At 32.1% G+C, this 12,394-nt stretch carries 13 protein-coding genes; 2 read left to right on the top strand and 11 right to left on the bottom strand.

What is annotated here, in order from left to right; genetic code table 11:
- The first annotated feature begins 3 nt into the window (after positions 1-3).
- A complete protein-coding gene (locus PND65_RS03685) occupies positions 4-843 on the top strand; it encodes an HAD family hydrolase (protein WP_271990598.1) in 840 nt (279 codons plus the stop codon).
- 51 nt (positions 844-894) lie between these two features.
- Here PND65_RS03685 and PND65_RS03680 read toward each other — a convergent pair whose 3' ends face one another.
- The 7 genes from PND65_RS03680 to PND65_RS03650 form a co-directional block, all read right to left on the bottom strand.
- Positions 895-1,317 (bottom strand): DUF2871 domain-containing protein, encoded by a 423-nt coding sequence (locus tag PND65_RS03680; RefSeq protein WP_271990596.1) that lies wholly within the window; start codon positions 1,315-1,317, stop codon positions 895-897.
- A 3-nt stretch (positions 1,318-1,320) separates the two neighbouring features.
- Positions 1,321-1,737 (bottom strand): hypothetical protein, encoded by a 417-nt coding sequence (locus PND65_RS03675; protein WP_271990594.1) that lies wholly within the window; start codon positions 1,735-1,737, stop codon positions 1,321-1,323.
- Between the two features lie 13 nt (positions 1,738-1,750).
- Positions 1,751-2,302: a TetR/AcrR family transcriptional regulator gene (locus PND65_RS03670; RefSeq protein ID WP_271990592.1), complete on the bottom strand. Its 552-nt coding sequence runs from the start codon at positions 2,300-2,302 to the stop codon at positions 1,751-1,753.
- Between the two features lie 217 nt (positions 2,303-2,519).
- Positions 2,520-3,239 (bottom strand): SIS domain-containing protein, encoded by a 720-nt coding sequence (locus tag PND65_RS03665; protein ID WP_270460593.1) that lies wholly within the window; start codon positions 3,237-3,239, stop codon positions 2,520-2,522.
- Positions 3,240-3,319: 80 nt separating this feature from the next.
- On the bottom strand, positions 3,320-3,694 hold the full coding sequence (locus PND65_RS03660) for a DUF1667 domain-containing protein (protein WP_271990591.1): 375 nt from the start codon (positions 3,692-3,694) through the stop codon (positions 3,320-3,322).
- Positions 3,691-4,941, bottom strand: coding sequence for an NAD(P)/FAD-dependent oxidoreductase (locus tag PND65_RS03655; RefSeq protein ID WP_271990590.1), 1,251 nt, complete (start codon positions 4,939-4,941; stop codon positions 3,691-3,693). The genes PND65_RS03660 and PND65_RS03655 overlap by 4 nt, the downstream gene beginning before the upstream one ends.
- On the bottom strand, positions 4,941-6,359 hold the full coding sequence (locus tag PND65_RS03650; protein ID WP_271990589.1) for an NAD(P)/FAD-dependent oxidoreductase: 1,419 nt from the start codon (positions 6,357-6,359) through the stop codon (positions 4,941-4,943). The genes PND65_RS03655 and PND65_RS03650 overlap by 1 nt, the downstream gene beginning before the upstream one ends.
- Positions 6,360-6,517: 158 nt before the next feature.
- Here PND65_RS03650 and PND65_RS03645 point away from each other — a divergent pair, with 158 nt between their 5' ends.
- A complete protein-coding gene (locus PND65_RS03645; protein ID WP_271990588.1) occupies positions 6,518-7,621 on the top strand; it encodes an acyltransferase family protein in 1,104 nt (367 codons plus the stop codon).
- A gap of 96 nt (positions 7,622-7,717) precedes the next feature.
- Here the strand turns inward: PND65_RS03645 and PND65_RS03640 are convergent, their stop codons facing one another.
- The 4 genes from PND65_RS03640 to PND65_RS03625 all read right to left on the bottom strand — a co-directional run bounded on the left by PND65_RS03640 (position 7,718) and on the right by PND65_RS03625 (position 12,305).
- Positions 7,718-8,239, bottom strand: coding sequence for a GrdB-related putative oxidoreductase (locus PND65_RS03640; protein WP_271990587.1), 522 nt, complete (start codon positions 8,237-8,239; stop codon positions 7,718-7,720).
- Positions 8,240-8,332: 93 nt separating this feature from the next.
- Positions 8,333-9,691, bottom strand: coding sequence for a PTS sugar transporter subunit IIC (locus tag PND65_RS03635; protein WP_271990585.1), 1,359 nt, complete (start codon positions 9,689-9,691; stop codon positions 8,333-8,335).
- 100 nt (positions 9,692-9,791) lie between these two features.
- The gene (locus tag PND65_RS03630; protein ID WP_015535902.1) at positions 9,792-10,382 is read right to left on the bottom strand and encodes an RDD family protein; all 591 of its coding nucleotides are present in this window, start codon (positions 10,380-10,382) and stop codon (positions 9,792-9,794) included.
- 15 nt (positions 10,383-10,397) lie between these two features.
- Positions 10,398-12,305 (bottom strand): BglG family transcription antiterminator, encoded by a 1,908-nt coding sequence (locus PND65_RS03625; RefSeq protein ID WP_271990583.1) that lies wholly within the window; start codon positions 12,303-12,305, stop codon positions 10,398-10,400.
- Positions 12,306-12,394 lie beyond the last annotated feature (89 nt).

The raw sequence follows: 12,394 nt of genomic DNA, 5'->3' as shown, positions 1-12,394 counted from the left end.
TTAATGAACCAAAAATATATTTTTATCGATATTGATGGTACTCTTTTTGATCATAGTACAGAAAGTATTCCAGAGAGTGCACTTATAGCCTTAAATAAAGCTCACAAAAAAGGCCATAAGATTTATTTAAGTACCGGCAGAGCCAATACCGAAATCGATTATGAATACTCTGCTCTACCAATTTCAGGTATGATTCTCTCTTGTGGAGCACAAGTTATTGTAGATAATAAAATCATTTATCTCGCAAACTATCCAAGAAATGAACTGACACAGTTAATGGAATATATGTTAAAAAATGATATAGGATTTGCTTTAGATGGCTATAAAAAAAGCTATTTCAGCGATGAAGCTTTTCATATATTTTCCAGTTTGATCTTGCAAAATGAAAATCAAAATTCCGAATTGGCTCGTGCTAAAATGGCCCAAAAACGAATGTATCATCTTGATCAATTTCAAGAAAAAGATCTTGAGCAAATTCTCAAAATATCTTTGTTCTCCTCTAACTGGGAACGCTGTCAGGATCTGATGGATCATATCCCGGACTCATTACAAGGTTTTATTTATAAGAATAAAAACTATGGTCTGGTCAATGGAGAAATTTCCATGAAAGGCATCAACAAAGCCACAGGTATTGATAAAATAATCGCTTATGAGAATGCAAGCTTATCAGATACCATTGCGATTGGCGACAGTTTAAACGATATCGAAATGTTGAAGCATGCAAAAATTGGAATTTCCATGGGAAATGGAGTCCAAGAACTAAAAGAAAGAGCTGATTTTGTTACAAAAGATATTGGAGATGATGGTCTAGCATATGCATTACAATATTTTCATTTAATATAAAAACTCAAACATATCGTTTGAGTTTTTATATTAAAATCCATTTATTAGAAACTATGATTTCAATCCTATTTTCACTTTTTTTAAACACATTAAAATCCAAACAATGGCAACCCCTAAAATAATATGTGAAATCCCAGCAACACCAGATAATGACGCATTCATAGCTGCACTAAGATCATATCCCATAACCTGTAAGATTCCTCGAACATAAAACATGAAAACCATCAAAGGCAAGCCTATATTATATAAAATAATCGCATTACGCATTCCTTTAATCTTTTCTAAATCAGTATGCATAGAGAACAACGCTAGAATCAAAAACATTATGGTTCCTAACACAAAAAAATGAATATGCGTAAATGCAAGGGTTGTAGTCCCCTCAAAATCAAGAAATTTTGTAAATTCTCTGTAAAACACTCCACTAATCATCGCTAAAATTGCATAAATAATAGCTAAATTAAAATATTTTTTCATTTTTTAAGCCCTCCTTTTTTCATCAATAAAATTAACACCAAACATTATTCCTGCCATTGTTAACGCAGCACCTAGTCCGGTATAAAACACAGCAATAAACAAAGTAGGTACAACACCTGAATACCTTAATAAAATTCCCCCAGTCATCATAAATGCCATGATTAAAAATGATGACTTATCAAAAAAATTCCAAAAATATTGTTTCTCACTCTCTAGAGCTCTTATTCGAATCGTATGTTTTTTAACTAATCGACTAAAAATAAATATATCAAAAATGCTAAACACTAAAACTGATAGAATAACATTTGATAAATATACACTATGTTTATAAGCTTGAACTCCGATTCTCAAAATATTAAATCCTGCTATAAACCACACTAAAGATGCTATAGCTAATAACCAATTTCTATTTACTTTCATATTTCCTCACTTTCTAATATATACATCTGCGAATAACATATAACAATCCATCACAATTATCTTGTTTTCGCAAAAGCAAATTAATCAAATTATCAAAAACAAATTCAACAAATTGTTCTTTCGCCATTTCTTCATTAAAAAAAACTGGATTTACTTCTTTATCTTGATTAAGGCAATCTAACAACTTGTTTTTAATATTTTGAAAATACTTCTCCATTGCAGCTCTACCTCGTGCTTTTTCCATTTTTGGTAGAATATAAACATGTACATTAAAAAAATCAGGATAACTTTCACTTCCTTCTTGAATCAAATAAAATAAATCACGTACTTTTTCATCAAAGCGATTACCTTCAAAATTGAATTTATGCAGTATTTCTTTCCAAATAGAATCAATCGTATTTAACAACAACATGCTCTTGCTTGGATAATAATTGTATATAGATCCAAGAGCAACATTGCACCTAGAGGCAACTTCCCTCATATTCAAACTATTTAGCCCTTTTTCTTTAAAAATTTCTTTGCACGCATTTATAATTTCCGAATTTGATGTTGATTTGTTTTTCACTATATCCTCCTATATGAACATTGTTCATATTATAGTTTTATAGACAGATTGTCAATTATTCCAAACTTCGGATACATATCATTTTAGGCTTTTTAATATATCTAGTTAGAAATCAAACAAATCTTATAGTTATAGCCATTCATATAATACTTACTGCACTCAATGGTCCAAGCTTATATATATGATTTTTTTCCAAGATCATCAATATTGAACTATACTAATACATCCTTGTGTATTTGTTAAAATAGGCTTCATTATGATCCTCATTACCATCACAATTTAAAGATGCAAAAACAGGAACTTCGCAATTATTTTCAATCAGATACTTTGCACAGGCTACGTTGATGCTCTGAGCAATAAAAGCATTCGCCATACTGCTCGTAGGACACATTTTTTCATGAAGTCCTGGAACTTGTAGTATACAATCACCAACAACACCACAATTATCAATAACTAAATCTGCAATATCAATCAATTTCTTACCACTCTTATGTCTTGAAGTGACACTATCTGAATGGTTTTTGCTAGTAACCGCAATAACATAAGCTCCTTTTGATTTAGCTTCTAGTGCCATTTCAATCGGATATGCATTTCTACCTGAATTCGATGTGATTAATACGACATCTCCCTTAGAAACATTATATAATTCCACTAATATTTTGGCATAGCCAGAGAGTCTCTCAATATAAGAGCTTTTGGTTGGGTGTTCTGTCATTGTTAATTCAGTTGTCAAAATTGGAACCACAAATGCCAATCCGCCAGCACGTGCATAAAATTCCTCTGCCATAGTATGAGAATGCCCGCTTCCTGTAACAAAGAATTTATGTCCTTCCATAAATGATTTACCGATGATTCTGCCGGCTAGTTCTAATTTATCGCCTTGTGTTTCCTGTAATTTATTTAAAATTTTTAATCCCTCTTTAAACACTTCGTTCATAAGTTTCTCCTTTATATACTAATTGTATATATTTATTATAGAGCATATCTTCATATCATAAACTTCTTCTTACTTTGATATTATAGTTTTTCATATTTATCCATGCTTCTTGAAGCTATGATATTTGCTCCTGTATCACATACATTTTCTATTATGATGTCTTCATATTTGACTGGAGCTTTTATCCTTACTTCTTTTAGCTTTTTCATTACGTCAAACATTTTGTCTTTGGCAACTGCTTTATCTGTCATAACAGGTAACATAGGATGAATAGCACCTTCAATTCTCACAGTTGATGTAAGTATACGTTCCGGATGAATCAACTCTTTACAAGCATATTTTTCCCCTCTTGGACATGAGTTTCCTGTCACTAAATTTATATTTTTCATGTCATCCATTTCAATTTGTAGATGACATCCCATTGGACAAATAATACATATTAATTCTTTGATCATATTTCACTCACCCTCACTTTCAAGTCGAATGAAATATTATTTATTTCATCTTTTTTTAAAGTTATCCTTTCCATATTTGCCGGTAACATATATTTTTTCTTAACAGATTTTATTACTCTATCTCCATCTAGAAACTCAACTTTACTTTCTTTATAGGGTTTATTAACACGAAAATAAAATGTAACTTTTTCTTTTACATCCTTGTTTAATCTTTGCGGAAGCACATAATTAACTCCCTCAAGTGGAAATACATTGATTAAATTTGGCGTTGTTGTATATGATAAAATGTCTTCTGCTACAAAACGTCCTACTAATTTTGACTCCATTGTTACAAAATCAACCAAATCATGAACATGCAAAGCATTTCCACATGCATAAATGCCCGGCACAGTTGTTTCAAACCGATCATTAACGAGTGGGCCTTTAGTATGAGCATCTAATTGAATACCTGCAGTCTGTGTTAAACTCGTTTCTGGAATCAATCCTACAGCTAATAACAATGTATCAACCCAAAAATCTTTCTCAGTTCCTTTTATTAGTTTCTTGTTTTTATCCACTTTGCCAATCGTAATCTTTTCAACATGCTCTTTACCTTGAACATCTATTATTGTATGTGATAAGTAAAGCGGAATATCGAAATCTTTTAAACATTGTACAATATTTCTCATTAAACCATTAGAATAAGGCATTATTTCCGCAACCCCCAATACTTTCGCCCCTTCTAACATCATTCTTCTGGCCATGATCAACCCTATATCACCACTACCTAAAATAAACACTCTTTTTCCAACTAATATATTCTCAATATTCAAAAGCTTTTGTGCTTCTCCTGCTGTATATATTCCCTTTACTCGTACTCCTGGAATTGAAATTGCTCCACGATTTCTTTCATAACAACCACATGCGAGAATAATAGATTTTGCCTTTACTGAAACATAGCCCTCTTTTTCATTTACATAAGTAATCTGTTTATCTTTTGTTATTGATATAACAGTCGTTTCTAAGCGATAATCAATGTTATTGTTATTAACTTCGTCTATTAATTTTTGAGCAAAAGAAGGACCTGTTAGCTCTTCATTATATATTTGAAGACCAAAACCATTATGAATACATTGCTGCAAAATACCTCCAAGCTCATTTCCTTGTTCTAAAATCAATATATTTTCTACTCCATTTTCCTTAGCAGATAGGGCAGCTGCCATTCCAGCACTTCCTCCGCCAATTACTGCAACATCTATATTTACCATTATTTTGCCTCCGTCCCTAAATTTGAATGTTTTTCATCATACAGAACCTGAGCTAGCGGAATGTTTAACTCTTTAGATAAAATTTTTGCAACCTCTATTTCGCAAAAACCACCTTGGCACTTTCCCATGCCTGGACGAACGCGTTTTTTTATTGCCTTTATGGTCTTTGCACCACATGGAGAATGTATGGCATCTACAATTTCTTGATAAGATATTTTTTCACATTTACAAACAATTTTTCCATATAAAGGCTGAGTTTTGACCATATCATTTTTTTCTTTCTCACACAATTGATTCATTACCGGTGGCGCTTTTCTTTTGACATATTTCCTTTTTGGTAATAAATCTAAACATTTTTTTATATACTCTTGAATGACATATGCACTAATAGCAGGTGCACTAGCCAACCCCGGTGAATCAATACATCCTAAATGAATAATATTTTTATTTTTATATGAAGGCTTAATATAAAAATCACCATTATTTCCTGTTGGACGTAATCCACTATAGCTCCGGATCACTTCATGGTAAGGAATATTCTTGACAATTCGATTCAAATGATTTCTAACATATTCCAATCCCTCAGAAGTTGTAGAAAGATCTTCGCTTTCACAAATATTGCTATTTGGGCCTAACAATATATTCCCATGCGTTGTAGGAACTGCCAAAACACCCTTACCAACCTTCGTTGGAACTGGATAAATGATATGGTTCACAAATTTATTTGCCTGCTTAGACAAAACAAAGTACTCTCCTTTTTTATAAACTATATGAAATGGAGATTTTTCAATCATATTAGCTATTTTTTCAGCTCCACAACCTGCTGCATTAATAATCACCTTGGTGTTGATAGCCTTTTTTTCTGTATAAACAGTAAAAAAACCTTGCTTTTCATCAATTTTATAAACCTTTTCCCCCAAGATTAAATCAACCCCATTTATAACAGCTTCTTCCATCAAAGCGATTGCACATTGCCATGGATATATTATTGCTGTGTCTGGAAAACTAATTGCCTTAATTACATCATCTGATATATTTACCTCATTTTTTACAATTTCTTCTCGCTCCATATAATGTGCTCTAATATTTCTTTTATCAGCTCTATTTTTTAGTTGATCAAGTATTTTGATTTCTTCTTTATCACATGCAACTACATATGCACCACATTTTTGATAGTCTATTTTTAGCTCTTTGCATATCTCTGGATACATTTTTGCACCTTTTACATTCAATTCAGATTTCAATGTTCCATCCTCAGGATCATATCCAGTATGAATAATCGCACTATTAGCCATCGTGGTTCCATTTGCAATATCATTTTCTTTGTCTATCACCGTGACTTTTAAATCATACTTAGACAAATCATGAGCAAGAAAACTACCGACAACACCTGCACCAATTATCACAATATCTTGCATTTTTGTCCTCCCATTATATTATTTAATTTTTTTAATAAGTTATCTCTGTTCTCATTTTATAACTTCTACTTTTTCAAAACAATGTTCCTTAAAGTCTTTTTACCGAATTTATATCAGAATAGATATAATCGTGATAGAATCATTTAAAAGGAGTTCTTATGATTAACAATCTTATTCAATTTTCCAATGAAAAATTTTATAGTTTTCTAATTCTTTTTTTACTTATTTTCATTTATATACTTTATATTCTCTTTTACAAAAAAAGAACAACAAGACAAATGTGTTACGAAAACCTAGATATACTGAAATATATCTCCTCTATCCTCATAATATTATTTCATATCAATATTTATATGAAAGTGGTTTATAAGATAGATTTTATAATCACAGATGTCATCACTCGCCTTGCCGTGCCTTTCTTTTTTACTATTGCAGGATTTCTAATTGCTCAAAATGAAAACAAGGGACCCAATTACATCAAAAACTACTTAATAGAATTATTTAAAACATACCTTTTCTGGAGCATTTTATATCTTCCGTTTGGTTTAAGATACATAATAAACCTACATATTGCTTGGTATTTATATCCTATTGCTATTTTACTAGGTATCTTATATATAGGAATTTATTATCATTTATGGTATTTTCCTGCCCTTTTCTTTTCAATATGCATTCTATCTTTTTGGAAGAAAAGATGGTCTATTTCTCTATTAACTTTTATTTCATTTCTTTTACTGATTATCGGCTCATCTGAAAGTTATTTTGGTTATTTTAATGACTTTTGGCAAAACATTTTTCAAACCTATTATTTTTCTATTTTTTACACAACAAGAAATTTTCTTTTCTTCGGACTCTTTTATGTGACCCTAGGATACATGATGCAAAAGAAACAACTTGTTTGGAAAAATCAATACAACTATTTGTTAATTATTACACTTTTGTTTTTTACCTTAGATTGTATGATTGCGCAAACAACTCCTGGAATAGATCGAAATATTTTAATTAGTGCACCTTTCTTTGTTTTTTTCCTTTTTCTCCGTGTTTTATACTCACCGCAACTTCTTCCATTTATTGATAAAAGAAAACTTCGTAGACTATCTAAATATTATTTTTTCGTTCATCCTTTTGTTTTAGAACTATTATTCTACTTCAAAGCATCGTATAGTATTCCTTTGATATTTTTTCTATCCTTGACAATGACACATATTCTAACTTTAGTATGTTTATATATCAAAAAACACTATCCTTCTTTACCTATGTAATTAGATAATTGCAATTTCTCTAAATTAAGATAAAAAAAGTGTTTTTCAAAAAATGAAAAACACTTTCAACTATTTTATAGAAATAGTCATTTAATATTAATATGCATGCTCAGCTTTAAATGCTGTAGTATCCTCTTTATCTGTCAGCATTTTAGCAAATTTACACATCTCACTTAAAGCTTCATTTAACCCTGTTCCACCTTTTTTAGGCATTTTCAAGATTGTAACTTTATCTTTGTATTCTTCAATCGCTTGTTCACATTCTTTAGACATGATCGCAAAAGCAGGAATACCAACCAATTCATTAATTGTTAATGCTGTTTTTGCAGCCATCAATCCATATCCTGCATAGTTGAAACAAGGACCACAGATAACTACATCTGGTTGAAATTTTTTAGCCATAGCTGCGAATTTCTTTGCATTTTTTTCTGGATCTTCTTTGAACGTTCCATCACCACACCATAATGTAGCGATTACTTTTCCATCATTTTGATCCATAAAACGTTGGAACATACCACATGAACCAATGGCCATTGGCTTTCCGCCCATTGGAAGATCTGGAGATTCTTTTCCACCTAAACCCGCTTGAGTTTGGTCAAATATCATCATTACTTTCATAATTTTTTCAACTCCTTTTATGTATTTATTATAACCCTTTCTATACAATAAAAACAGGCTCTTAGATCAGATGGCCTGTTTTTATTTTACATCCTATAGATCATCAAGATCTAAATCATCAAATGAAATTTCTTCCTCTTCACCAGCGTTAGCTTCTGCATTAGCTTCATCTTCAAGATATTTTCTATCCAAAGTCTTAATGAATGGGAAGTATAATGCCATATTCATTGCTAACAAGAATAACTGCCAAACACTAGCTGTCCAAGATCCAGTTGATAACCAGCCAGAGAATCCAATTGGAGTTGTCCATGGTAAGTTAACACCCGTTGTTTTTGGAATAATTTCCGCAACTGTTGCAAAGTATGAAAGAATCAAGTTCAAAAGTGGACACAACATGAATGGAATAATGATAATTGGGTTCAAAACAACTGGAAGACCGAATATAATTGGTTCGTTGATTCCGAAGAATCCAGGAACAATTGATAAACGACCTAATTGTTTGATACGCTGAGATTTACATACTGTACACATTAAGATTACTAATCCAAGGGTAGAACCTCCACCACCGAAGTTTGTGAAGAAGTTTGAGAATGGGTTAGTAAAGATATAAGGTAATGGTTCACCAGCTTCGAATGCTAACAACTGTTCTGCAGTCAATACGTTACCGATGAAGTAAACAGAGTTACATACAGCAGGACCATTGATACCGAAGAACCATAAGAATGAACACATGAATGTGTATAAAGCGTTAGCTCCTAAAGTATCTCCTAATCCAGAAAGTGGAGTTTGAAGTACAGCAACTACGAAGTCTTGTACATAACCAAATTCTGTGAATGAGAACAAGATACGAATCAAGAATGCTGCAGCCATAACGATACCACTTGGTACCAAAGCCGCAAATGAATCTGTTACAGCAGGAGGAACACCTGCAGGCATCTTAATTGTCCAACCTTTTTTATAAGCATAGCAGAACAACCAAACGCCTAAAATTGCAGCAATCAATGCCATAAAGATACCATTTGGACCAATATAGTCAAAGCTTAATCCAGAAACAGTAACTCCTTCAACTAAATTTCCATCTGCATCAGAACCTAAATGAGATGTTGGCATCATGATAAAGAATGCAACCATTGCAACAGCAGCACCTTGGATCTTATCCCCACCAAATTCTCTAGCCATTGCATAACCTGTACCAAGTGCAGTTAACAAACCAGTACAGTTAAATGATGCTCTTGATACAGCTGTAAACCATCCTGCCCAATCAGTGCCTAGGATTCCTGTCCAGAATTCTTCCCATCCAGGAATTGGGAAGTTTGCAAATAACAAGAAAATAGATCCGACGATCAACAGTGGTGTAGTGATCAAGAAGCCATCACGGATTGCGATCAGCACTCTATTCTTTGTAAGAATATCGGCTAAAGGCATCAGGATTTTTTCAAGTTTATCCATCATAATAAATACACCCTCTCTTTCTATAAAGTATTCTATATTATTTTGTTTTTCCTTAAAAACTAAAAAACTTCCTAGATTTTAGGAAGTTCTTTCCATTTTCTCACACTTGTTCTTCTTTTGTAGAAATGATATGTGTTTTGGCAATATGATCGTGGATCATCTTACGACTTGGACTAGCTACACCCATCAAAATAGAGATAGCGCTAATAATCCCAAACAGATATACGGATATATCCATTATATTTACATCCGTAAATAGCTGAATGATCTGACGAAGATAACTTGAACTGTTCGCAAGATACCCTTCAATAATCATCACGCCAAGTCCTTCACGCAATAAGATTGATTTAAAATCAACATCATTTCCATCATCTTTTACAACCTTTAATTTCATAATGCGCTTTCCAAAAGTCTGGCCTTTATATACTTTTAGCTCCAAGACAAAATAATATCCTAAATAGAATATAATCGCTAAAATCCCCGTAATAACACCCCACATCAAAGGCAATTTATTCAATTCCTGAGTAATTACAGTCGTATGATTGACTATAGATGTAATGATTACGATAGGAATACTGGAAACCATCGTTGCGACATACCAGTCTATAATATAGGCAACGATACGGGAAAAGTTATTCACATTGACTTTCTTTAGCTGAACTCCAAATTTTCCATTTTGATTTTTACTCATGTCTTCATCCTTTCTTTAGTCTACAATTTTTGTAAGAAAATCTTCATAATCTTTCGTTTCTAACAATGAGGCAAAATGATTTGCATCATTGATCATGTTGCTTAACCAGGTAAAGAACATTCGCAATACATCCTGATGTTCCTCATCGATTGCTAAAAGTATGACCATCTTTACTTCAAATTCACCCCATTGAATTGGTTTTTTCAAAAATGCAACAGAAATAGCCGGACGATAACTTCTTACATTCAAAGCATGTGGAACCGCAAAAGAATATACAAAACTCGTTGCTGCCATTTCCTCTCTTTTTAATACAGACTGTTTGAATTCAGCATTGCTATAGCCAAGTTTCTCTAAATGATCACATATATATGTAATAACTTCTGAAGGTGTTTTAAGATCTAGATCATAATGGAATGTTTCTTTTTGAATCAATCCGATCAAACTGTCTTCAAAATCTCTTTTAAATGTATTTCGATCCAAAACATTTAATGTTTGAAAAATTTTGCTTTCATCTTCTGTATTCAAAAACAACGAAATTTGTACAGTTGGGATATCCAAATTATGTTTAAGCTGAAGTGTTGTCAATATTAGATCTGGTTCTAATTTACGTATTGCACTTTCTTCAAAAAAACTAACGCATTCTACAATATCCATTCTTTCAGAGAAAAGATTTTCAATCTTTCTTAAACACATATTGCTCATCGCCTGCTCTACAGGATAGATCATCACAGCTCTATATTTTGAATAGATACTTGTTCTTTCATAAGCTGCCCCTAGATGTAAAGCAAGAAAACCTATTTCATCTTCAGATATTTTCATATCCAAAGTACTTTCCATTTGTCTTCCAACACGAACAGCCAATTCAAATACCAGCGGATATTTACGCTTCAGTTCCTGAAGATAAATATTAGAGATATCCATATCGCGATTGATGCGTTCCATTACGCCTTGTAAATGCACTGCCAATCCATTTTTTAAATCTAAATCTTTAGAAAAATCTATATCAAATTCATCTTTGATCATCTTAATGATATCTTCAATAAATTCATCAACATTCATTCCTGTCTTTTTGACTACCAGATCACTTTGTACATCTATCGAACGTTTTCCCATTAATTGCAAAGCAAACAAAATAACTTCATCTTCCTTAACTTCGATAGGCATCTTTTTAGACAGTTTTGTGAAAAATTCTCTTGAAATGACGTATTCTTTTCGTTTCTTTAAATCCTGTACATTACGTGTTGTTTCAATATAGTTATGGCGAAACATACGTTCAATTGAAATACCTACATGAATCATCAATAAAGGCATTGCCATTTCACGAACATGATAATTGTATTTATCTAATGTCTCTTCTAAATATTCTTTTACTTTCAATAAATCAAAATCCACAAACATGCTAGATAATTTATTTAAATTCAAGAAATTTCCTTGCGTTTCCTGCGACAAGAGTTCTTTATATAGTAATCGTTTGCTCTGTTCACTGCCTTCTAAACGAATACAATTTCTAGAACGAACCAGTTTTAAATTATCATAAGGTTCCAACATAATTTTAATTCGTTTTATATCATTATCTATTGAATATCCACTAATAAAGACCTGATCCTGCAGATCCAATAAATTAATTTCTTTTTTTTCAAATAATAATTCTTGTATGATATACACGCACCTTTCCTGTGGTGTCTGAGGAATTGCTGAATTTAATTCAATAGGTAGCGTAACAAGAACATCTGCATTGATACGATATCCACTTCGTAAATTGGATTCGATCAGCTGTTTATCATAAAATCGATTAATATTCTCTATATCACTTCGAATTGTTCGATCCGAAACGTTCATCAACCGTGAAATTTCCTTTCCGGTGATCCAACTTTTCGATTCATCCAGCAACATGATTATCTTCTCCTGTCGCTTGTTTAACATATTTTCATTATCCTTTCTCCATATAATTAATATGGCATTATCAGCTTATTCATTATAACTTACATTCATTCACTTTGTTTGCCTTGCCA

This window comes from Faecalitalea cylindroides, assembly GCF_028321995.1.
Lineage (GTDB): Bacteria > Bacillota_I > Bacilli_A > Erysipelotrichales > Erysipelotrichaceae > Faecalitalea > Faecalitalea cylindroides.
Note: the sequence above shows the minus strand (reverse complement) of the source record. Positions and strands in the feature narration are given on the sequence as shown.